The sequence below is a fragment of the Leptolyngbya sp. FACHB-671 genome (assembly GCF_014695745.1).
GTDB lineage: Bacteria > Cyanobacteriota > Cyanobacteriia > Elainellales > Elainellaceae > JAAUTN01.
Window position 1 is genome coordinate 224337 of the sequence record NZ_JACJOV010000127.1, and the last position, 23111, is coordinate 247447.

22 protein-coding genes are annotated in these 23111 nt (G+C 46.3%); 13 read left to right on the forward strand and 9 right to left on the reverse strand.

Annotated elements, in window-relative coordinates; genetic code table 11:
- Window positions 1-30: 30 nt before the first annotated feature.
- Window positions 31-639, reverse strand: coding sequence for an ATP-dependent Clp endopeptidase proteolytic subunit ClpP (gene clpP / locus H6F93_RS17640; RefSeq protein ID WP_190642261.1), 609 nt, complete (start codon window positions 637-639; stop codon window positions 31-33).
- 137 nt (window positions 640-776) lie between these two features.
- Complete coding sequence (locus tag H6F93_RS17645) at window positions 777-1169, reverse strand: hypothetical protein (RefSeq protein WP_242043502.1); 393 nt, start codon at window positions 1167-1169, stop codon at window positions 777-779.
- 611 nt (window positions 1170-1780) lie between these two features.
- Between H6F93_RS17645 and H6F93_RS17650 the strand changes: the two genes are divergently transcribed.
- The 4 genes from H6F93_RS17650 to H6F93_RS17665 all read left to right on the forward strand — a co-directional run bounded on the left by H6F93_RS17650 (window position 1781) and on the right by H6F93_RS17665 (window position 7451).
- A complete protein-coding gene (locus H6F93_RS17650) occupies window positions 1781-2611 on the forward strand; it encodes a photosystem II manganese-stabilizing polypeptide (protein ID WP_190683229.1) in 831 nt (276 codons plus the stop codon).
- Between the two features lie 446 nt (window positions 2612-3057).
- Window positions 3058-3852, forward strand: coding sequence for an RNA polymerase sigma factor SigF (locus tag H6F93_RS17655; RefSeq protein ID WP_190683232.1), 795 nt, complete (start codon window positions 3058-3060; stop codon window positions 3850-3852).
- A gap of 459 nt (window positions 3853-4311) precedes the next feature.
- Window positions 4312-4749, forward strand: a complete 438-nt coding sequence (locus tag H6F93_RS17660; RefSeq protein ID WP_190683235.1) for a GNAT family N-acetyltransferase — start codon at window positions 4312-4314, stop codon at window positions 4747-4749.
- Window positions 4750-5771: 1022 nt separating this feature from the next.
- A complete protein-coding gene (locus H6F93_RS17665) occupies window positions 5772-7451 on the forward strand; it encodes a hypothetical protein (protein ID WP_190683730.1) in 1680 nt (559 codons plus the stop codon).
- A 19-nt stretch (window positions 7452-7470) separates the two neighbouring features.
- Here the strand turns inward: H6F93_RS17665 and H6F93_RS17670 are convergent, their stop codons facing one another.
- Window positions 7471-8778: a recombinase family protein gene (locus tag H6F93_RS17670; RefSeq protein WP_190683238.1), complete on the reverse strand. Its 1308-nt coding sequence runs from the start codon at window positions 8776-8778 to the stop codon at window positions 7471-7473.
- A 274-nt stretch (window positions 8779-9052) separates the two neighbouring features.
- On the opposite strand from H6F93_RS17670, the gene H6F93_RS17675 reads away from it, so the two are divergent.
- The 6 genes from H6F93_RS17675 (at window position 9053) to H6F93_RS17700 (ending at window position 13855) form a co-directional block, all read left to right on the forward strand.
- On the forward strand, window positions 9053-9733 hold the full coding sequence (locus H6F93_RS17675; protein ID WP_190683239.1) for a response regulator transcription factor: 681 nt from the start codon (window positions 9053-9055) through the stop codon (window positions 9731-9733).
- Between the two features lie 274 nt (window positions 9734-10007).
- Complete coding sequence (locus H6F93_RS17680) at window positions 10008-11021, forward strand: ABC transporter substrate-binding protein (protein ID WP_190683242.1); 1014 nt, start codon at window positions 10008-10010, stop codon at window positions 11019-11021.
- Window positions 11022-11058: 37 nt separating this feature from the next.
- Window positions 11059-11853: an ABC transporter ATP-binding protein gene (locus H6F93_RS17685; RefSeq protein ID WP_190683245.1), complete on the forward strand. Its 795-nt coding sequence runs from the start codon at window positions 11059-11061 to the stop codon at window positions 11851-11853.
- Window positions 11850-12653 (forward strand): ABC transporter permease, encoded by an 804-nt coding sequence (locus H6F93_RS17690; protein ID WP_190683248.1) that lies wholly within the window; start codon window positions 11850-11852, stop codon window positions 12651-12653. The genes H6F93_RS17685 and H6F93_RS17690 overlap by 4 nt, the downstream gene beginning before the upstream one ends.
- A gap of 153 nt (window positions 12654-12806) precedes the next feature.
- The gene (locus H6F93_RS17695; RefSeq protein ID WP_190683252.1) at window positions 12807-13079 is read left to right on the forward strand and encodes a DUF4278 domain-containing protein; all 273 of its coding nucleotides are present in this window, start codon (window positions 12807-12809) and stop codon (window positions 13077-13079) included.
- Between the two features lie 587 nt (window positions 13080-13666).
- Window positions 13667-13855, forward strand: coding sequence for a hypothetical protein (locus H6F93_RS17700; RefSeq protein ID WP_190683255.1), 189 nt, complete (start codon window positions 13667-13669; stop codon window positions 13853-13855).
- A gap of 68 nt (window positions 13856-13923) precedes the next feature.
- Here H6F93_RS17700 and H6F93_RS17705 read toward each other — a convergent pair whose 3' ends face one another.
- The 3 genes from H6F93_RS17705 to H6F93_RS17715 form a co-directional block, all read right to left on the reverse strand.
- Window positions 13924-15660 carry a CHASE domain-containing sensor histidine kinase gene (locus H6F93_RS17705; RefSeq protein WP_190683258.1) on the reverse strand — a complete coding sequence of 579 codons (1737 nt, stop codon included), beginning with the start codon at window positions 15658-15660 and terminating at the stop codon, window positions 13924-13926.
- 101 nt (window positions 15661-15761) lie between these two features.
- Window positions 15762-16466 (reverse strand): class I SAM-dependent methyltransferase, encoded by a 705-nt coding sequence (locus H6F93_RS17710; RefSeq protein WP_190683261.1) that lies wholly within the window; start codon window positions 16464-16466, stop codon window positions 15762-15764.
- Between the two features lie 294 nt (window positions 16467-16760).
- Entirely contained in the window at window positions 16761-17024 is a 264-nt protein-coding gene (locus tag H6F93_RS17715) for a hypothetical protein (protein ID WP_206755741.1), read from the reverse strand.
- 207 nt (window positions 17025-17231) lie between these two features.
- Here H6F93_RS17715 and H6F93_RS17720 point away from each other — a divergent pair, with 207 nt between their 5' ends.
- Window positions 17232-18689 carry an aminotransferase class I/II-fold pyridoxal phosphate-dependent enzyme gene (locus H6F93_RS17720; RefSeq protein ID WP_190683266.1) on the forward strand — a complete coding sequence of 486 codons (1458 nt, stop codon included), beginning with the start codon at window positions 17232-17234 and terminating at the stop codon, window positions 18687-18689.
- Here H6F93_RS17720 and H6F93_RS17725 read toward each other — a convergent pair.
- A complete protein-coding gene (locus tag H6F93_RS17725) occupies window positions 18684-18977 on the reverse strand; it encodes a hypothetical protein (protein WP_190683269.1) in 294 nt (97 codons plus the stop codon). The two genes, H6F93_RS17720 and H6F93_RS17725, sit on opposite strands and share 6 nt — an antisense overlap.
- Window positions 18978-19516: 539 nt before the next feature.
- Between H6F93_RS17725 and H6F93_RS17730 the strand changes: the two genes are divergently transcribed.
- On the forward strand, window positions 19517-19801 hold the full coding sequence (locus H6F93_RS17730; RefSeq protein WP_190683272.1) for a hypothetical protein: 285 nt from the start codon (window positions 19517-19519) through the stop codon (window positions 19799-19801).
- Between the two features lie 37 nt (window positions 19802-19838).
- On the opposite strand, the gene H6F93_RS17735 is transcribed toward H6F93_RS17730, so the two are convergent.
- Together H6F93_RS17735 and H6F93_RS17740 are read right to left on the reverse strand one after the other, a co-directional pair.
- Window positions 19839-20375, reverse strand: coding sequence for a DoxX family membrane protein (locus H6F93_RS17735; RefSeq protein WP_190683275.1), 537 nt, complete (start codon window positions 20373-20375; stop codon window positions 19839-19841).
- A 286-nt stretch (window positions 20376-20661) separates the two neighbouring features.
- Complete coding sequence (locus H6F93_RS17740) at window positions 20662-21570, reverse strand: hypothetical protein (RefSeq protein WP_206755742.1); 909 nt, start codon at window positions 21568-21570, stop codon at window positions 20662-20664.
- A gap of 237 nt (window positions 21571-21807) precedes the next feature.
- Between H6F93_RS17740 and H6F93_RS17745 the strand changes: the two genes are divergently transcribed.
- Window positions 21808-23043, forward strand: coding sequence for a lipid-A-disaccharide synthase-related protein (locus H6F93_RS17745; protein WP_190683281.1), 1236 nt, complete (start codon window positions 21808-21810; stop codon window positions 23041-23043).
- Window positions 23044-23111 lie beyond the last annotated feature (68 nt).

A 23111-nucleotide genomic window follows, 5' to 3' on the forward strand; every position in this document is an offset into this window, starting at 1 on the left:
GCTTTTGCTTTTAAGCATGAATCAGCAAACCTAAGCATTCACAGGCTCAGGACGGCTACCGATCGCTCGCTTGTCAATGACCTGGTCAATTAAGCCATAGTCCATTGCCTCAGCCGCCGACATAAAGAAGTCGCGCTCGGTGTCCTGCTCAATCCGCTCTAGTGGCTGTCCGGTATGATCAGCCAGCCACTGGTTAAGCCTGCTCTTGTGATATAAGATCTCCCTTGCTTGAATTTCAATATCAGCCGCCTGTCCCTGAGCACCACCCAATGGTTGGTGAATCATAATGCGGGAATGGGGCAGGCTCATCCGCTTACCTTTTGCTCCAGCGCTAAGCAAGAAAGCACCCATGCTAGCGGCTAACCCTACACAGATTGTGCAAACGTCTGGACGAATGTGGTTCATCGTGTCAAAAATGCCCAAGCCCGCCATAACCGAGCCGCCCGGAGAGTTGATGTAGAGGTAAATGTCTTTCTCTGGGTCTTCCGCTTCGAGAAATAGCATCTGAGCCACAATCAGGTTTGCTAGGTCAGAATCAACCTGCTGTCCCAAAAAAACGATCCGCTCTCGCAACAGCCGAGAATAGATGTCAAAGGCGCGTTCGCCCCGACCAGATTGTTCAATAACGGTAGGAATCATGTAGCTCTCTTTTCCACAGAATCTTTTCTCATTGTAGTGATTCACCGTCGTTCAGTAGCTTGGGGTGCAGTAGTGATTCCTCGAATTCCACGACCAATCGCCCCTTCTTAAAACGTACTGTTAGCCTGATAACTCTCTTAGCTGCTTTGAGAATGCCTCTGAGCCGAGTCATCGGCATCAACCGACTCTTTGAGCAGGTTAACTAAAATCTCCTTTAGCTTCATGCGATGGATATAGGGCCAGCCTCCCTCAGCTTCCATGTCTTTTAGCAATGCATACAGCGCTTGACGATTGTCCGGCAAGGATTCTTGAAATAATCCATCGCGAATTTCGCGGTGCAGCGCTTCTAAAAGACGCAAGAGTGCTAGAAGCGATCGCCCATCTCCCTGGCAGCGATCTGCTTCTCGTAGAACAAAAGCGGCGATCGCCTCCAGCTCAGTTGTTTCTGCAGTTTGTTCCTTCTCCGTTCCTACAGACTTAATACTGCTTAGAACTGCTGTACCTGGAGAAGGTTCTTCTTCCTCAGTCATACCCTTTACTTCCCTAGACTCAGCCAACACCATACCCCAAATGCCCCACAAGATAGTACGGAGAAACGCAACTTCAAAGCAGATTTGGTTAGAACTTAACTTGAAACCGCTGAGTTCCACTGTTAATCCTGCAACTGTTCAAGAATATTGGATCTCTGCAAACTTGTATCGATTGAGCTAGCAGATGATGAACTGTAAACAGAATGAATGGGCGATCGCAAATTCTCAACATTACTTCTTACGAATCATGAACTAAATGAAGCTTGATTGGTGGCTTTGGTAGAAATACATCCCTCTCAAAACAGGGATCGGGCTAATTTACAGATGATCCTTAGACTAGCTTAAGAAAAGGTGACAAGGTCTTGTAGAATTCAGTATGAGACTTAATCCGAGCGATTCCAGGCTGCTTCTAAGCATTTATTCCATCTGGTCAAGAGTTCGTTGAGTCTCTATTGGCGACAGCACCTTTTCCACACGCATAAGCAAACCTGGCGAAAGATTTCCCTCTTTGAGATGGCTTCAACTCACGCCTTCCCTGCTTGAATCGCCAAAACCTGCTCTCTCTTTAAGATGATACTGGCGGGATTTTTACATTTATATCGAGGTTGACCATGAGGTATCGCGCTTTAATCGTTGCATTCCTGGCAGTTTGCCTAGGATTTTTGACAGCTTGTAGCGAAGGCCCATCCGCTGCAAGCGGCCCGCTCACTTACGATCAGATCCGAGGCACTGGTCTTGCTAATTCCTGCCCTCAACTCGGAGAAACCAGCCGAGGATCTATTCCTATCAGCCCTGATCAAACTTTTTCCTTGACAGGTCTTTGCTTGGAGCCAACCAGCTTTTTTGTGAAGGAAGAGCCTATCAACAAGCGGCAAGCAGCAGCATTCATCGCAGGCAAACCCTTAACCCGCTATACCTCCACGATCGATCAGGTTAGCGGTGAGCTTAAAGTTCAATCTGATGGCAGCTTGAAGTTCGTCGAAGATGATGGATTTGACTTCCAGGCTATTACCGTTCAGCTACCGGGTGGAGAACAAATTCCTTTCCTCTTTAGCATCAAAGGTTTGGTAGCGCAAAGCCAGTCTGGACTGCAAAGCATCAACACGTCTACAGACTTTGAAGGCACATTTAAAGTTCCTTCATACCGCACCTCTAACTTCTTAGATCCTAAAGGTCGGGGTCTTGCTACTGGCTATGACACCGCAGTCGCTTTGCCCAGCCGAGGCGACAGCGAAGAACTGCTGCGTGAAAACATCAAGAGCTTTGACATGGGACAGGGCAGCATTTCTTTACAAGTTGCCAAAGTTGACAACGTGTCAGGTGAAGTTGCAGGTACCTTTGAGAGCGTTCAACCCTCCGACACCGACATGGGGACAGCAGCTCCTGTAGACGTAAAGATTCGAGGACTGTTCTACGCTCGGATTGAGCCTGCTCAAGCTTAAACTCAGCAGAGTCATCGAGTTCATCGGCTTCAGCATTGTTATCTGTTCGAAATTACGGATACTTAAAGGGGGAAGTTTCCCCCTTTTTTGTTCTCATCCAGGAACTCCCTGGTTTAAGCCAAGTTCAGTTAAGCCAGGTTCAGTAATAATGCCGTTGTTTCAAACCTTGCCGACCGAATAGGTTTGATCTATCCCTAAAAGCGACCAAATCCTAAATACTTCAGGAGCCTCAACCCTCCGCTTTCATTTAGGTTTTATTGATTTTTAAGTCTATTGCGGGTACCGTAGCAGTTTAGAGCCAGCCTCGAGTACCTTGATTAAATTGTTGATGTATTAGCCCTGTCAAGGACTTGCCTTATGTGACATCAGTCCTTAAGCTGTTTTGACATCGGGGAACCTATACAGACTTCTGTGAAGTAACGTGCTCTACCTACCTGAATCTCGTCATGTCTACCATCGTCATAAACGAATTGAAAAGTGAGAGTTTGCATCTGTTGCGGGAATATCAGAAGTCTCCTTCTGCGGAAATCCGTAATCAGTTAGTACAACTTAATTTTGGATTGGTCAGGAAGGAAGCTCACCATTGGATTAACCAATGTACGGAAAGCTACGAAGATTTACTGCAGGTGGGCAGTCTGGGGCTGATTCGAGCAATTGAACGGTTCGATATGTCCAAAGGTCATGCCTTTAGCTCTTTCGCGATTCCTTATATTCGCGGCGAAATCCAGCACTACCTGCGGGATAAGGGTTCACCGATTCGGATTCCTAGACGCTGGCAAGCTCTGCAGCATCAAGCAACCTGCGTAACCAGGGAGTTGCAGGCAAAGCTGCACCGGCAGCCAACCGATAGTGAAGTGGCGATCGCCCTCCAAATTCCCCTGTCAGAATGGCAAGAAATCAGACTAGCCTGCCGCAATCGAGCTCCGCTTAGCTTGGATGCTCCCATGCGAGACGAGGACGAAGGTTCCACCTGTCTAGGTGAAATCATTCCTGACCCGCGATATAAAAGCTTCCAGCTTGCTCAAGAAGACCAAATTCGATTACAGCAAGCTCTAATTCAGCTAGAAAAGCGCACTCGCGAAGTTCTGGAATTTGTGTTCCTGCATGACTTGACTCAAAAAGAAACAGCTGAACGGCTGGGTATCAGCGCTGTCACTGTTTCCCGCCGAGTTAAGAAGGGTCTGAAGCTATTAAAGAACTCAATGCTAGGTCTGCCTTCTGAAGTGGATGAGGCTGAATAAACGTTAACCGGCAAGTTCTTTACGCTTTAGGCACAAGTTCTGATCAGATCAATAGAGAGCCAAGGTTTGGGTAGGTGCAATGCGTCTACCCTAATTTTTGTTTGGGAGGATGTCTGAAAAGCTTCAACTTGTCCGGGAGATTTAATACGTGCTTGCCCAGTGTCTCGCCCATACGCAAGGCATGAGCTACTCCTCATACCAAATTGGCGGTAGCGGTGGGGGCGAATCATGCGGTTACAACCCTTGCAACTGAAGCACAGTTCTTTTGCCGAATGCTTCGCCTATTCAACCAATAGTGCTTCTTTACGAAACGGATTCTGCATCAGACATCCTCTAAAGTGTCCTGCCAGGAGTAGCCCTCTTTTAGAGAAACGGTATTAAACGATTTAATAATCATCTAGGCTAAAGTCCTGGGCATGGCGTGAGCTAAGAGCCTCAGAGCCAAAGGGAAGAGTGTAAATGAGCAATTTGGTAATTAGAGTTGTTTCCTATGCAGCGGAGAAATTCCTGATTCAGGCTATTCGCTACCAGGTGTTTCAGGTTGAGCAGGGAGTTGATACAGTGCTCGAATTTGACGGACAGGATGAAGCCGCCATTCACCTGCTAGCACATTTAAATAATGAGCCAGTTGGAACGGCTAGAATCCGTTTGCTTAGCGACCAACTTGCCAAGATTGAGCGAGTTGCAGTGCTATCAAACTGTCGTGGACAGGGTGTTGGGAAGCGACTGATGGAAGAAGCAATTGTCTTTTTAAATACAAAAAACATCCCTGAAATTAAAGTTAACGCTCAGCTTTATGTCAAAGACTTCTATCAGAAGCTTGGCTTTGAGCAGCGGGGTGAAGTGTTTGAAGAGGCAGGTATCCTTCATATAGAAATGAGGCTGCGATCGCTGTAAAGTCCGGCAATCCAAAAATAGTGTTTTGCATCACTTTTCCCCTTAAACCTAAGACTTAAAGTATCAGCTCAAGCCTTAATTATTCAAGAGGGGAAGCGAGTTTGGATGAGGAAAGGCTTGATCCCCAAGCCCAACTGACCTATTTTCCCTCGTTTTTAAGCTATTCCTAGAGAGTTAGCTAAACTCAGAACCGAATTACATCTCTAAACATTCGTTAACTTACTGGGCAGAGGCATATCCGCTTTGGACAAGGGATGGTTATTAGCTCAAACCTGCTCTATAAACTTTTGTGTTGACTTGTTCCGTTCTGGAAAAGAGTGAATAGGCTAGTAGAAACAAGCCCCTCAAACACATAAATGTTTCTCAAGTTAGATTCCTTGTTTTGTAGTTAAGACGACAATTTGATTAGGGTCTTTCATTTAGCTTGAACCTATTTGCTGCTCATCTTACTATCAGCAACTCCGCTTTTTTTAAGAATCGTGTTCCCAGACCGAATGATTAAGAAGTTTATCCTCACTTTGAACTCCCTTTAAAATATTATGAACACCTGCCCTTGCTGCTCTGAACAGTTGCTTCGTCACGCTCGCCACAATAGCATTTATTGGTTTTGCTCTCATTGCTGGCAAGAAATGCCTAATTTTTCGTCGACGATCGCTACAAATCAGCAACAGGTTAAAAAGTTAGAACGTTTAGTCGATGCACTCGATTTGGTCTGTCAGTAGTTTGTTAAGTAACAAAACCACTAGCAAATTTTGCGGAATTTGCTGGTAACTCAAATGCTGATAGTTGAAGGATTCTATCCTCTCCAGCGCTAAAAGCTATTTTTTAGGCTGTACAACTTTCACTTTTTTCAAAAAACATCCTTACAAAGAGGGTTTATTTATGACAATCTGTTATAAATAAACCCTCTTTTTTAGATTTAGACTTGTTTAAATAGACATATTTCTAGATGAGTTGTGCTATATATTACCCCATGCTTCAGTAAATCACTATTTGTTAGCTAAGTTGGGAGCTATTGAGGGATGAACTTACCTCTCGTCTTTGATATTGCTATCGGTTTAATTTTTATTTACTTAATCCTAAGCTTGTTAACTTCCGAAATTCAGGAACTTATTGCAACTCTATTGCAGTGGCGGGCTGAACATCTTAAAAAAGCAATTGATGTTTTGTTAACTGGAGAGGTTGAAACCGGTTCAATCCAGCAAAGATTTGTTGATGACTTGTATAGCAGTCCTCCGCTTAAAGCGCTTAACCAGGAAGCTAAAGGGCGAATCGCTAGATCTTTTCGCAAGCTCAGCCATGCAACTGGTGACTTTTATCGGTCAGTTACGGGCGTACAAAACGTGTTTGGTAGTCAGCGAAGTGGTCCTTCTTACATTCCTTCCCAAGCCTTTGCTACAGCGCTTTTGCAAAAGCTTGATCTAGAGTTATTGAGTCAGAAAGTCAGTGAGTTGACGGTTCAAAAATTCAATAAAGATAAGCTGGAATTGGTGAAGCAGGTTTTGCAAGACCTCAGAAGTAGTCTTGGCGATGATTCTTTATTGGTTAGCGAACTTCAAGCTTTGGAAAGCGAACTTGCTGATATTTTTGAAAATTTTGCTAGAGGCAGAGTTGCTTTTACTACTGCAATTGACCAAATCGCTGAACAGATTAAGCAATTTGTTGATAATACAGAATTAAGTCTTTCAGATAATCACCACTGCCAGGAGATTATTCGTAGGCGTTTGCCCTATCTACGGCAGGCGATCGCACTTAAGCGGATGGAGCCTACCGTTTCTGAGGTTTTAGCGATTGTTTTAGATAAATCCAATCAGCAAAATCTGTCGCCTCAAATTGCTAGAATTATTGCCCGAATTCATGAGAAAAATCCGGAAATTCCAGAGCAATTACAGCGAAACTTGATTGCGCTAGCTCGACAGGCTCAGCTTAAAGCTGACGGCTTGCAGGCAGGAGTGCAGCAGTTAGAGCGGGAAGTTGGGACTTGGTTTGACTACTCGATGGAGAGATCGTCGGGAGTTTATAAGCGCAATTCAAAAGGAATTGCGATCGCCATCGGTTTCCTCGTTGCTACTATCAGTAATGCTGACACTTTTCACATTGTGAATCGGTTGTCTAAAGATTCAATTTTGCGATCGACCATCTCCAATGCAGCCGATCAACTGGTTGCTCAGCCGCTTCAAACTCCAGCCAGTTCGCCATTCGTATCAGAATCGGAACCTCCAATTTCTGAACCCAATGATGAATCTCAAGAATTTGAACCTGAAATAGAAGAAACATTGCCATCCGATTCTGCGAGCGAATTTCAGAATTCTGAACCGGAAACATTTGAGCCGCTGCCGCCCGATTTTTCTCTACCGGCTGAACCAGAAGCAGGTCAAGCTGCTAATGCTAATTCGGCTGAAGCTGTTCGCTTACGCAACATCAGAGATGCAGTGGATGGGGCGCTACAAGGATTATCTTTGCCGATTGGTTGGAATCAAGAAAATCTATACGCTCAGAATTTAGAAGGACAGTATTCGCTCATTCCATTCTTCCGAGTGCCATATCTTAGACGCATTCTTGGCTGGTTGGTCTCTGGAATTGCACTGTCAATGGGCGCGTCTTTTTGGTATGACCTGTTGAGTAAGGTCATGCGAGTGCGAAATTCGGGCAGGCGCAATGATGCTAACCCTACCAGCAGCGATGCTCCTGTTGAGGATTGAGTGGATGTAGACGTAAAGGCTAAAAGATAAAAACAAGCTGAATTTGCCAGTTTTGTTCTTGGCGGGAAATCTGAATTTGGCGAATGAATTCTCGAAAATAGAACCGTCGTTCTGCTTCTGATAGGTCTAGCCAGAACTGGGGAATGGAGACGGCTTGAGCGATCGCCCGCAAGTTAACAGGGGGAAATTGAGCTAGCTGAGCTTGCAGAGCTGAGATTTCTGTACGGATTTTGTAGGCTCTCAAATCAGCCGTTTCTACGTCTAAAACACCGCTTGTTACCAAGGGTTGTAACTGTTCCAGGACAGCCTGCTTTGCAGCAATTTGAGCTGAAACGCCTTGCTTGATTCGCTCCAAGTCTGGCATTTCTGCTCCGCTAACTGCACGAGGTAAATCTTCGCAAATTCGCTGAATCGTTTGCTCTAACACTTGTTGGTAGGGTAAAGCGCGACATTTAGGACGCTTTGGGCAGGCAATCGGTCGCAGATAGAGATATTCCTGCGATTTACGTACCGCTGTGACCCGAGTGACCGTCATCGCGGAGTTGCAAGCTGCACAAAACACCAGCCCTGCCAGCGATCGCGGCGCACTGGCAGAACGGGGAGACAAGCGGCGATTACGACGCAGCAGGCGATCGACCTGAGCTGCCTCTTCTCGGGACACGATCGCCGCATGGGTATCTGAGACGACCTCTCCGTTCTGATAGAGCAAATCGCCACGATAGACCGAACTAGTAAGCCAACGTTTTCCTGTAGAAACCGAGATTTTTTTGCCGTATTTTTTTTCTAAATGTCGAACACTTCCTCTAAGCGAACCATAGAGCAAGAAGTTATCAAAAAACTCTTTGACAATGGGTGCAGTGCTGCGATCAACGATATAGCGATCCTTGCCGCGACGATAGCCGTAAGGTACTTTGCCCGGAGGTGGCAGAGCCTTGATCCGATTTCGAGCGTGACCTTTGCGAATGTGGCGGCTGCGCTGGCTATCCTGAATCGATCGCAGCAGTTCCAGCAGATCTGAACGGGTAAGCGGCTGATTGTCTGCGCCAACTTTTTCCTCCGTTGCAATTAAGTGAACACCTAGAGTTTCAAGTTCTGTTAGGCGATCGCCTACTGCCTGCACAGAGTCTCCTAATTCTTCTAACCGACGCACTAATAAATAGGTTTCTGAGGAATCGTTTGACTCTGACTGACAATCTTGAAGTAACTGTTGAAGCTGCTGGCGATCGCCCAGGTCCTGATAAATCCGATCGACTTCCCATCCCCAAATGGTCGCATCTGGTGCAGATTCTAATAAAGGATCGGTATAAGAGTAAGCGATTGTTTTCATAGTGATTAGCCCAATCCTTAATTCAGGATAGGTGATTGGGTAACAGGTTTAGACTGGTGCAAGCCCTGCCTCAGGAAGCTCACAAGATTAGGGAATGTATCACTAAGGAAGTTTCTGTATGTTAGGTGACAATGAAGAGTCTCCACATGCGTCAGTATATTTTTTAACAGCGATGAAATTTATCCATACTGATTCAGCACTAGAGTAGTCTTCCTTGGCATAACTGTTTTTGATGAGCACCCTTCAACAAATAAAACAACAAATAAAGTAAGTAATGAGAATACTGCTAGTGGAAGATGATGTCCAGTTGGCAGCATCTTTGGCTGAAGCGTTGACCGCACAACGATATGCGGTTGATTTAGTCAGAGATGGAGAAATGGCATGGGAACAAACCAAAGGATTGGTTTACGATTTGGTGCTGCTGGATGTCACATTGCCTAAACTAGATGGAATTTGCCTGTGTCAGCAGTTGCGCGATCGCGGCTACCCTACCCCAATTTTGATGCTAACGGCTCGTGATACCAGCCTGGATAAAGTAGTTGGCTTGGATGCGGGCGCAGATGCTTACATGGTGAAGCCATTTAATCTACAGGAATTAATGGCGCAAATTCGCGCATTGCTGCGTCGGGGACAGTCCGGAACTGCTCCGGTTTTGAGTTGGGGTGCACTTCAACTAAATCCTAGTAGTTATGAAGTAACGTACAACCGATCGCCGATTCATCTCACTCCCAAAGAGTTTGCTTTGATGGAAGCAATGTTGCGTTATGGCAAGCGAGTGTTGAGCCGAGCTGCCATTCTTGAACATGTTTGGAACTGGCAAGACTCACCTGAAGAAGACACCATCAAAACCTACGTCAAAAACTTGCGGGCAAAGCTGAAAGCAGCAGGCGCACCCAAAGATTTTATTGAGACCGTTCACGGTTTAGGATATCGCTTGAAAACATTAGATAACTGATGGGGCGATACTATACGAGCTGTGAGTGTATATCCATGGAGTGCGCTCACAACCTACTCACCTTTAAAGCTGATATGTGAGAAATCGACTATATTCTCCACGATTTCTCCACCTATTCACTCCCAAAATCTATACCTGCAATCTGTACCTTTAATTCTCAAGTTACAGAAGAACCAGTCCTTAAGCCTTTTTCCTCAGCCCATAAAGGACTTCGTGGTTCTGTATCAGTTGATGCAATTTTACATCAAATTTGAGAATTTGTGGAGTAGCAGGTATGAATATTCGTAGACGGCATTTTCTTCAACTTGGTGCGGGAACAGCACTGGCGATCGCCGCTCATGGCTGTAGGCAGCCCCAAGCACAAGTTTCAACCAGTGGCAGTGCTGAGAGCCCCGGTAAGATTTCAATCGGATTTTGGCCCGTTGCATCAGGACTTCCCCTATTTGTTGCAGTTAAAAAAGGATACTTCGAGGAAGCTGGACTGAATGTGGAAGCGGTGAAATTTGCTTCTCCTAACCAGGTCGCAGAAGCACTGATTGCCGGACGGTTACAGGGAACTGGAAATGGAGTTGCTAGCGGTGCTCTGGGGCTGGCAGAAATCACTTCGCCGGGTTTGTTCAAAATCTTGGCGGCTAACCCAAGCAATGCTAAATATGTGTTAGATCAGGTGATTGTGGCAAAAGATAGCCCAATTCAGTCTGTTGCTGATTTGAATGGGAAAACGTTTGCAACGGGACCAGGGGCACAGAACAAGGCGATCGCCGAAGCAATTTTAACCGCAGCAGGAGTAGCTGAGCCGAACGTGCAGCAGCTTGAAATCAGTCAACACGTTGCAGCGATCGAATCAGGACAGATCGACGCAGCTTACACATTGGAGCCAACCGGAACCGTGGGTGAGATGAAAGGAATCACTCGCATTCTGGAAAACGGCGTTGTCTCCAAATACATTCTGGGTGATTCAATGGCTCCCTGGTTTGGTGGTTCGGCTGCCCTCAGCAGCAAGTTCATAGAACAGTTTCCAGAAACAACTCAAACCTATGCTGAGGCATATCGTCGGGCAATTCAAGACATTCGCGATAATCCTGACGAAGCCCGTCAGTACCTGGTGGGCTACACCGCGATTGAAGGAGATCTGGTAGAGAAAGTGCCACTTGTAGGCTACACCCTATATGACGAATTCACTCCAGAAGATGTGGCATATTTCCAAAAATTCTTTGATTTCATGACTGAAAAAACAGTGTTTTCGCGTGCGGTTGATGTGATTGCGTTGTTGTACAAACCTGCCTGATTCAGCATTTGAAGGGATTTAGACTTAGGAGACGTTTATGATGTTAGATTCCATAACTGAGCAGCACATTGCTCCCCATGAACACTTTGTCTCAGTGCAAGGATTGTGTAAATCGTTCGGCGATTCCGTCCTGTACGATAATTTCAACCTGGACTTAGCAAACAACCAGTTGGTATCTGTGTTTGGACCCAACGGTTGCGGCAAATCAACGCTGATTAACATGATCAGCGGACTGATTCCCTTTAATGGAGGCGAAATCCGCATTCATGGTAAACCGATTCGGCGGGCACGGATTGGTTATGTGTTTCAAAACTATCGAGATGCAATGCTGCCCTGGCTAAGTGCTTACGAGAATATTGCTTATCCCTTGCGGGTAAAAGGGGTGTCAGACAAAGAGTGCCGCGATCGCGTCGAGCGATTAATTAGCACTTTCAACATCCAACTCGATCTAAAGCGCTATCCCTACAGCTTTTCAGGTGGACAGCAACAGCTTATTTCAATCATGCGAGCATTAGTTGCTGATCCAGAAGTGTTGTTTCTAGATGAACCTTTTTCAGCACTGGATTTTGAAACCACGCTGTTTGTGCGCGATAAGCTCCAGGGAATTTTCATGACCACCAAAATTCCTATGTTTATGGTGGTACACAACCTAGAAGAAGCAGTGTTTTTGGCAGACACCATCCTGCTGCTAAGTAAGCGTCCAACCCGTCTGGTAGAGATGGTATCGTTTACCGCGCCTCGTCCTCGCACCTTTGAAACCCTTTCTTCTGCTGAATTTGTTGAAGTGAGTCGTTACTGTTTAGAAATTTTTCGTCAGGAGATGCGGAAATGACTGCAACCTATGGCTCTAAGCGTCGTGTTCAAACCGCTTTGCGATTTCGTCACATCGATCAGCTCCTTCCCTTGGTGGGAGTGCTGGCACTCTTTATCATCTGGTGGCTGATTTCTGTTTCTGGGTGGGTTAATCCGGTACTGTTGCCAACACCCTGGACGACGATCGCCACCTTATTCCAGGCAATGTTTACAGGCAACATGGCGATCGACTTTGGCGCAACCGTACTGAGAACCTTTAGCGCTTTTCTCCTGGCTGCGTTAGTCGGCGTCCCGCTAGGAGTGGCATTAGGGAGTTCTGAAAAACTCTATCGCAGCGTCGAGTTTTTGATTGACTTTTTTCGCTCCACGCCTGCTAGCGCACTGATTCCCATGTTCATTTTGTTTTTTGGAGTGAGTGATTTCTCTAAAGTCGTGATTGCGGCGTTCAGCGCTCTGTTGCTGATTGTATTTAATAGCGCCTATGGAGTCATTAATGCCAAACAGTCTCGCATTTTAGCCGCCAAGGTAATGGGTGCAAACCGCTGGCGAGTGTTTACAGATGTCCTGCTGATGGAAAGTTTGCCTCAGACCTTTATTGGTTTACGCAGTGGCATTAGCATTTCCCTGGTGATCGTCATTGTTGCAGAGATGTTTATTGGAACGGAACAAGGGTTAGGCAAGCGGATTATTGATGCTCAACAAGTTCTGAACGTGCAGGACATGTATGCTTCCATTTTGGTGACTGGATTGTTGGGGTACTTTCTAAACGTGCTGTTCTTACTGGTCGAAAAACGAGTCATTCACTGGAGTGGCAAGTAGTCCATTACCTGATGAGTTGACCGATTGCGGCTGGCTGGCTGCTCAATAAACTCAACTTAAACATATAGCGCATGGAAATTGCGGTAGAGATTGCAACTGCGCTAGGCCTTCATTTGTCTACTGATTAAAAAGTCCCTCAAGGAGAACAGTTCCATGCAGTTTTCTCACTATTTCAACCTGTTTCAATCGATTCTTGCTCAAGGTTTCCGGGTCGATTCAACCGCAGCCAGCGAAGAAGCTTTGGGCGATCGCCTCACCTATCGAGGCGTTTCCTACCGTCGCCCTGCGGCATCGACAAAAGATATATCATTTGCAGCCAACGGAACCTATCGTGGTAGCACCTGGATCTCTCAGTCCCAATCTTGGGTTCCAAACGCAATGGTGGTTTTGCGTTATCGCGGCTGTTGTTATCTTAAGCAGGTTTGATTGGATTTGCTTGTGGAGTGTAGCGATCGCTAGATGCAGATCTACAAGGTATTAGAGTTACCGGGAAATAAAACGAAAAATCCTTGAGAATCTTACGCAACAAGCTTGTCCGCCGCTTTTGCCAAAAATCGCCATAACCCGCGCAGGACAAGGTTTCCAGCCGTTTTTCTCGTTATTACCCGACAAGTCCAAGGTGCAACTCTTCCCTATAAGCAGAATCTATCTCGTTTCTTATACAGACTAAGCCTACGTGAAATCACGCAATCGGGTGAGTCTTACTCTGAAATAAGAAAAATTCTTCTTAACTTAAGCAGTCCAATTTCAGCCGAGTTTCTATCCCTTTGCTCGAAACCTTTTGGAAAATCAGGGCGTTGACGATTTTTCTGCTGCATCTGCTTAAGTTCTTGCTTAAAAGCCTAAACCCCGATTGTTTGGTATGGGTTTCAAAGGCACACTGAATTCAGTTTCAAAGATAGCTGAGCCGCAACACCGCCAATGCTAAACCTTGAACTAACCTCCAGCTAGCTCTTTTAGTTAGTCAGCCCTCTGAGGGTTTCCCTCCATCTCTCAATCAAGGAGTTCAAATCGTGCAGCTAGAATATCGTCACCAACCTACTTTGGAAAACATTTTTATCCCCGATCGCATCGGCACTTCAGACCTTCACTCAAAACTCATTTCAACTCACTACATCTTATCAAGAAAACCTAATTTAACCGCACAGTGGATCGTTGAAGACGGAAAACTGGTCTGTAAGTGGATCGTGAATCAGCCCTGATACTGCTGAAATATCTCGTAGAGCAAGTAGGTGACTTAACTAAACGTCAAAAAAGTGCGGGTTGGGTATTACTCCAATGGCAATTTCACAGTTACAGTTGTTCCCTGTCCTTCCTCACTCTCGATCGCCCATTCTCCCCGGTGCAATTCAACACAGGTTTTCACTACTGCTAAACCTAATCCTGTACCAGCAACATCACCTACGTTGCTGCCACGAGAGAAGGCTTCTTGAATTTGGGCTTGCTCTACAACTGGAATACCAATACCGCGATCGCAAATTTCTATGATTGCGGTTTGGTAATCACAACGCAAAATCATCTGCACGGACAGATTGTTAGGGGAATACTTAGCGGCATTAAAAAGCAAGTTAGTGAGTAGCGATCGCACCAGTTTCTTATCCCAGAATGCCTTCATGTTTTGACAATGGCTAGTCAAGCTAACGCGTTGATGGATACTATCTTCTAGTTCCTCAAGAACTTGCTGACAAAAAGGTTCTACTTCTAATAGCTCTGGGTTAAACTCCAGTTTGCCGACTTCTGCCCGCGTTAACGTCAACAAATCCGTAATCTGTTGACTCATTCGTTTTGCAGTGAGATAAATACGCTGAATGTTGTTTTGTTTTTGAGCTTCGGACAATTCGTCGCGGTTCAGTTGTAACGACTCTGCCGACAGCAGAATGGTGCTGAGCGGCGTGCGAAGTTCATGCGATGCCATTGAAAAAAACCGCAGTTTCAGGTTGTTTAACATCTTTTCCTGAGTCAACTCACGATTTAAGTTACTCAAAAAAAGCACTAGGCTGGCAGTCAGCACCAGCCCCACAAAAAGGGTGGTAGGTGCGCCATAGTTCAGATTAAACGGATAATTACCAGATGGTGAAAAGATGACTTGCCATTGGCGTTGTCCGACCGTGAGGGTACGGCTACAGTGAGTGGCTGTGGAGCATAGAGAGTGGGATGGGCGATCGCGCTCATTGGTCATCACCTGCTGAACAACGGCATCATATCGTCCCAAAAACCGCTGGTCGGCACTGACATTCTGGTCATATAAAACAAAGTCAATTTCGTATCCCAAATCCTGGAGTGATTCTTCAACCACATTTGAAACTCGAAAAACACCGAGCAAAAATCCTTCAAACTGCTCACGTCGGCTGGATACATCATGAACCGTAGCCGTTTGATATAACGGCAAAAAGACCAGAAAACCAAACTGATCGCGTTGTTCTTGCACCAAACGGATACGTCCCGTTGCGGTAATCTTTCCCTGATCTCTGGCAAACTCTATAGCGACAGCACGAGCCGGATTAGAGTTCAAATCAAACCCAAATGCGGCTTCATTATTGGCGAACGGAACAACGTAAGTAACGGGAATGTAATAGGGGCGATCGCCTGCTCTAACGAGCCGATTGTCACTCGTCAACTCAGTAATTTGAAAGTTTGGATAGCCTTCTGCCTGGATCGTTCGTTCAAAAGCTAAACGATCTGCCTGCTGCACCAAGGGTGCCCACTCCAGCGCCTGAATGCCAGGATATGTGTTGAGCGATCGCGCCACATAGTTAGAAAACTCTTGCCGCTCAACTTGCCCTTGAGTGACGACGTAGTAATCTCCCAAAAACGCCAGCACATCGGTATAGCGATTCAGGCTCCGCTGCAAGGCTGTTGCTAAACTCTCGATCTGTCTTTGAAACCGAGTTTGCTGGTTAGAAACTTCCCATCGACCCACAAATAAAGCCGCGAGGATAGATAACCCTACCCCTACTCCTAGCGCCAGTCTTAAAACAACGGGGTGACTGACAGAAAGCTTAGCCATACAAATATCTGAGCACTAATTGAGCCTCAAACAGATCTAAAGCGATCCTGAAGCGTTCCATCGTTCAAAAGGCTACAGAAAGGTGAAGCAATCGTGCCGTTCTAGATAAGGTGGTTGGATTCTGGGTTTCTCGAAATCTGTAGAAGCTGATTGCCGCCGCGCTGAAATTCGTAAGAGACAGGTTTAATTTCTAATGAATATCCTTGCTGCGGCAATTCTTCCAGCACAATTGGCAGAATGGGTGAAGTTTCCCCAGAAAGGTCAAGAATTGGAAAAATCCGGACTTCGTTAGCGACTCGGCAAAGTTCTTGGATAGCGCTGAGGTGAAACTCGGTTGAAAGTTGGTCAGAGTAAGTGAAAAGCAAATGTCCGCATAGCGCCAAATCAAACTGCCCTGTGTGAAACGATAGCGTAGGCAACTGATCCACGACGTAGCGCCCCAACTGTAATCCTGTCGGAAAATCTACTAGAAACCGACGCATTGCCATTAGGCGAATTTCTCCTAACTGTTCTGGGGACTGAATCGTGCGCCAGACATAGTGATCGCGATTTGCCCGAACGCCTTCCACAATGGGGGCATAGGTTGCCTGAACGCGTTGCTCAATCTCACCCACAGAAAACTGATAAACGGGATCGCAGGAAATCACGGAGTAGCCTCTGTCAGTCATCTCAGCGTTGAAGCTAGCGGGACCACCCCCACAGTCCAAGATTTTTCGCTGTAAGTCGGCAGGCGATAGGGCAAACATGCCAATGTATTCATCAAGCGATCGCCCCCAGGGTACAACGCTCTCTAGTTTTAATCCCAAAGAATGTCCTCTTATCACACCAATTGACTAAAAACAACTAAGTTATTGTACTCAGATTTAACTTGTCGCGATAGCCTATATTCTTGTGAAAAGACTTAAATCTTTCAAACTACAGAAAAGCTTGAAATTTTTAAAAATTCGTTTAGCTAAACTATTTGAATCAATCTAATTAGAAATAAACAAAGCGAGTTGTGAAAGATACTTTCCAGAACTCACTTAGAAACGTTATATCGATAAAATTCATCCAAACGATGAATTTTATCGATACATCATTCAACGTAACTCAGGTTAAGGTTAGCGATAATAACGCTGTTCTAGCCAAATTCTTACTTCACTGCTAGAACCAAAGCTAGTAGAGTCTTTTGTAACTGGATCATAAACGCGCCAGTACACGTTGCCTGCGCGATCGCTGACCTGCCAAATCTGCACTTCATGAGTACCTGAAATCAGTTGAATCAACTGCTTACCAAACTGCTTCAACCCTGTTAGAAAGCGACTGGAAACTGTCAAAAACCGAGCTTGAGATGGCTTTAAGACTAATGGATTAGAGAGCTTCATCTGGAGCTTTTCGCCTCTTAAAAACTGAATCAACCCTACTTTCTTCCATTTAGATAGCAATGAGAAGGTACAAATTTTCTGACTTTAACTGATACAGTTTTAAGCACGAACAAACTGTTCTACTAAAACTTTCAAAAACTGTACTAGGTGAAAGAATAAGGAATCGCTTATATTGCAAACTATGATGTGACTTAACCCTGTCTTGCCGTGAAGATTCCTCTTGATCGCCGTTCACCGGAGCCTGTGTACTTGCAAATCCGCGATCGCATCAGTCGCCTGATTCAATCTGGAATTTTGAAACCGGGCGATCGCCTCCCCTCGATTCGCGTACTAGCAGAGAATGCTCAGGTCAACAAGCTGACGGTCATTGAGGCATACGGCGTTCTAGAAGCAGATGGTTTAATCTATGCCCGTGCAGGATCAGGTTATTTTGTCAGCGCTGAGACCATTCCTTCACCCAAAGCTGCATCTACCTTTGCCCCCCAGCAAGAGGTAATCATTCCTGAGCAGGGCGAGATGTCTTACTTTGACATTTACTCCGCCTCAGTTCAGGCACAGCAGCAGGGCGAGATGATCAACTTCAGTTCCGGCTTTCCTCGCGCTACTGGGCTGGAAAATCTTCAACGCGTGGCTCGTCGGGCGGTTAAAGGCGTCAGCGACACGCTGTTTAACTACAACATTCCTCAGGGACAGCTAACTCTGCGTAAGCAAATCGTGCAACTGCTGGTTCAGCAAGGGTTAGAGGTTTCTCCAGAAGATTTGATCATCACCAATGGTTCCATGCAGGGAATTTCTCTGGCTGCTCACTACTACCTTCAGCCAGGAGATTGGGTAATTGTTGAATCTCCTAGCTATCACGGCGCGCTAGCCCTATTCCAACAAGCAGGCGCAAGAATCATTGGGATTCCGATGACCAATGAAGGAATGAATTTGACGCTGCTGGCAAAATATCTACACAGCCATCGTCCTAAACTGATTTATACGATCAGTACGCTTCAAAACCCAACAGGAATTACAACCTCACAGGCACATCGTCAACAGCTTCTACAATTAGCATCCGAGTATAACTGTCCCATCTTGGAAGACAACGCTTATGAGGGGTTGAGCTTTGGTATCGTACCGCCTCCGATCAAAGCCCTGGATCGTTCCAATTTAGTGACTTATGTGGGTACTTTTACCAAAACTTTGATGCCAGGGCTACGGTTGGGCTACATGGTGGTTACTGGACAGCACTACCGGGCAATACTGGAGCGAAAGCTGCTGCGGGACCTCAGCGTTTCCACCGTTTCTCAGGCGATCGTCAGTGAATACCTGGCAGCTGGTTACTATCGCCACTATTTAAACCACTTGCGAAATAACCATTTGCATAGCCGTAATGTAATGCTGCAAGCGTTGGAGCAACATTTCCCTGAGTCCGCATCCTGGACAGTTCCTAATGGCGGTTTATTTCTATGGGTGAAACTGCCAGATGAGTTGCCGCTGCAAGCGATTTGCCATGAAGCCGCTCAGCAAAAAGTCCTGATCATCTCAGGGTCATCTTTCTTCCCTAATCAGCAGGGCTATCCCGCGTTAAGACTCAACTTTTCAATGCTGCCGGAGGAGATTGAGCGGGGAATTGCGGTTTTAGGAAAACTACTCAGAAAATACAGCAATCAAAGCTTATGAAGTCTTCACGGGTGTGAGCAATGACTGGTTGAGCGATCGCCACTCATCAAAGCTGAGCAAATCTAACTCATACCAATCTCGCAACAGGTTAGCCAGAGAGTAACAAACAAGACGCTGATCAATTAGCTTTCTCGCTGCCCGCAGTGCTTCAAAGTCATACGGATGAAGGGTGCGATCGCTAAGTTGCTGCCTGGATGGAGAATAACAAACCATCCTAAAGCCACCTTCTTCCTGTGCAACCTCAATCAGCCAATCCTGATAAAAGTCTGTGAGAGATGTATCCTTCATGAGTTTTACTACCACAGGCTAATTCAGTTGACAGATTCTTCAGCTAATCAAGGTTACAAAACCAAATTGTTAAAAGCTTGAGCAACATGGCGTAATAGCCACTACAAAACTTCAGCAATCTGCTGAGAGATTTGTTGAGTCACTTTTTGTCTCACTTTTTCAAGAAATAGTACGGATTGTTACAGAAGCCCTCTCAGGTTAGATCTCCTCAAAATCTTTCCCCTAAAGGCTTAGGAGCTTTTGGATAACTTACTCGTAAAATCGAAGTCGTTAAATCTTCTTGCAGACTTGGTTGGACTGATGAATCGATACGCTTGAATGGACATAATAGATTTCAAAGCCTCTCGTTCAATTGGAAGTGAGATCAAAAGCCTTACAGATCTGAACGGTAGAAATCGGGCTAATAGAAGGTGTGCACCTCGACTCAGTTTTGGAGAACTCGCTGTAAAGCCGAAATTGAGCAAGAGTACAATCTGCACACTGTCTAATCTTTTGTCGGACTCATGCTGCCGAGCGTAATTCTGCAAACTCTGACACTTATGAACTGGTACTCACAGATAACCCAACTCATTCTTGACTTTTACCGAGAAGACTTAACTGAGCTTAAGCAACTAGATGCCCTTCCGAGGTGTCATGTCTCTCGACGCTGGGGAGTCCTGCGAGTCAACTGCCGCACCCAGGAAGCAGCCAGTGCCCTATACACCGCCAAGGATATCTTAAGAGAGCCAGTCGCTCAATTGCGACTGGCCCAGCAAATCAAAATTTTGCTCAATGGCACTTTAGTAGCGGCTTTGCCAGTTAATCCTTCAAAGCTAACCAAATAAAGCTAGCCACTAGATCGGTAACTCAATGACACACCTACTACTTTGAAACAGCTTCAGTAGATTTGTAGGAAGTTTCTAGAGACTCAAGCCGCTGCTCCTGGTTACTGCGAGTAACTGCATTGAGCCAACCTGCAAGCAAAGCATCTACGGAGAATAGCCCTCCCCCATTCACTAGATAAAACAGAAAACAGGCTGCATAAAGAGCAGAAAGCTCAAGGTATGGAATGCTAAAGCCTGCTACCAAGATGTGGTGATACATGGCTACAAGCATGGTTGAAAACAACCCTGCCGCAGCGGGACGGGTTAGCAAACCTAAAGCTAAAAGAGGTGCGCCAATTAACTCGGTATAGGCAGCGCAGTAGCTAAAGAAGATGGGAAAGGGTAAACCGATTACGGAAACGTAAGCTTGGGCAAAGCTCTCAATGTTAGACAGCTTGTCGAGACCGTTGTGAATCATCACGATCCCAGCAACAATCCGAAGGACTGCCCAGGCAGCCTGAGATAGGTAGTTGGGTGCGAGATTGGGTCTCAGTGCTGCCACCAGGAAGGACGTAAAGCGCTGAGTAGTATTCACGGAAAAAATCCTTAAAGGCGAGATATGTATCAATGTTAAGGATCATAACAATTAGTAAAGTATTAAGCAATGTAAATGCTACTCATACAGTAATACTGATGGGTTGAAGGTTATACCGTTTCTACAGGAAGCTGCTACGTTTTGAAGCGTGCCTCACATCCGTGGAGCATGCTTCAAAATGTGTAGCTTTAAAGAGAATCAGCATTAGAAACACAGGTTTTGCCTGTGCCTCTAAGTCGCAACTCTTTTGAAGATCAAACAAAATCTCCATCTTTGCTAAGAGCTATCAGTTGGTATCTTCTCCAAGGCAAAAACGACGGCAGGTGAGAACAGGAGAATCCTCTATACCATTCATGGGACAGTCTCTAGTGATGCAATTGACGCAGTTAGCTTGAGCTGGCAAAAACAGATCGGAAGCTGCATACAAGCTGATTCCTTGACTGATAAAGCCTCGGGCTTCCAGGTCGGACACTGCATCACAGATTAGAATTGCCTTTGGGATGTCAAGCTGGTTGCGGCAGTAGTTGATCTTTTCGAGGGTTTCGCTAAAGCTCTGGAGTCCAGTTTTGATTTCGACTAACACCTGCTGCGTCTGGCTTTGGAAACAGCAAGGCTTTTCCTGGCTGAAATAGTCTTTGTATTGAATCGTATAGCTGCCATTGGGGTAGCGCAGGGTGCGAATCAGCCGTAGAAATGGGACATTAGGGTTTCCATCCGCGTCGAGCGTGTACCACCAGGATTTATGGCAAGCTTCGTAAGACAAGCTGAGAATTTCATCAACCTGTCGAGGTAAAAATCCTACCTGTGTTAAGAGCGCCAGTGCTTGTGCCAATGAAACGCTCTGTCCTAAGTTGCGGGTTTCCGACTCGCAGCGAGTTAGCTTTTGATACTCTTTTTGCTTAATTGTTTGATTGGTGTAGGGAAACAGGCTGTGTTCGGCTTCAAATTCAGGTGGAGCAAGGGCACAGTGAATAGATTCGTATTGAATAATGCCGTCAACTGCGGTTTGAGGGGCGATCGCCACGCCAATGCTGGAGCTAACCGTTCCAATGAGGGACGGACGGGCGATCGCGGGGGTGCAGTTCACTAGCAGCGATTTGAGAATGCTGTCATCGGCGATCGCCAGCGCAATCTGCACCTGATCGTGAGTCGAAGGCGATTGCTGCTGAATTGGACAAGTCAGGACATTGAGCATGAGCATGACCTGGAGAGTGACCTGGGCTTTAGCGTTTTACGCCTATTCAGGATATTGTGGCGGCTCGATCAGCATAGACGGGCAGGATTTGTTGTTCTCTTAAGAAAGGCTTTATTTTGCTTGTTCTTGGCTGACCAAACTTCGCGTTTGTTTGGAAAAAGCAACAATTTTGAGTTCTTTTTCTTCCATTAAGGTGTTACACAATGACATGATGATTAGATCTCATCGTCAATTCGCATGAAGCTACTTTGCCTGAGTAACGGTCACGGAGAAGATGCGATCGCCCTTCGCATTTTGCAAGCCCTGCAACAGCATCCCAGCCATCCTAAGCTGGCGGCCCTACCTATTGTGGGAGAAGGACGCGCCTACATTCAGGCAGGCATTCCGCTGATTGGGCAAGTGAGACAGATGCCTTCGGGTGGCTTCATTTATATGGATAGCAGGCAGTTAGCGCGAGACCTAAAAGGCGGGCTGCTGCAACTCACGCTGTCTCAACTTAAGGCAATCAAAGATTGGGTTAAGACAGGCGGCTCGATTTTGGCGGTTGGCGACATTGTGCCGCTGCTGTTTGCCTGGTGGAGCGGTGCCCCCTATACCTTTGTCAGCACTGCCAAGTCAGAATATTACCTGCGCGATGAGGCAGGTTGGTTGCCGCGCCCTTCCTGGTTTGAGCAACTCGAAGGCTGGTCAGGTTCCGTTTACCTCCCCTGGGATCGCTGGCTGATGAGCCGTCGCCGCTGCAAGGCTGTTTTCCTTAGAGACAGATTGACGGCAGAGGTTTTGAGCAAGTGGGCGATCGCCGCTCACGATCTGGGCAACCCCATGATGGACGGGCTGGAGCCTAAAGGAATTCAACTTCACGCATCCGAAGCAGACTTTGAGGCTGAGCGACCGCTGACGTTAGTTCTGTTACCTGGTTCTAGAGTGCCAGAGGCGTATCAAAACTGGCAGCATATTCTACAGGCAGTACGCGGTGTGCTGACTCTATTTAGACGGCGAAAGTTGCTGTTGTTGGGGGCGATCGCCCCCAGCCTGGAACTTTCGCCGCTGCAACAGGCTCTAGAAGCTCAAGGTTGGCGACAGCAGGCTGCTGATCCTGACCTCAAGTTCGTCCAACACAGTGCGACGCTGATTTTGACTCAGTCGGCATTTGAGGATTGTTTGCACCAAGCAGATTTTGCGATCGCCATGTCAGGCACCGCCACCGAACAGTTTGTTGGCTTGGGTAAACCTGCCCTGATTCTTCCAGGTGAAGGGCCGCAGTTCACCCCTGCTTTTGCCGAAGCCCAAACTCGATTGCTTGGACCATCCGCCATTCTGGTAAAACAGCCCACTAGAGTAGCTGAGGTGATTGACTCCCTCTTACAAGATCCCGATCGTCTTCAATTAATCAATGAAAATGGTCGTCGTCGCATGGGACAACCAGGAGCAACACAGCGGATTGCTAAAGTTCTGTTGGAGCAGTTGGGGTAGGGAAGTTAGGGGTTTAGGAGCTAAGGGTTAGGGTTGGACGCTAGGGGATGAGTTTTGCAGAATGTTTT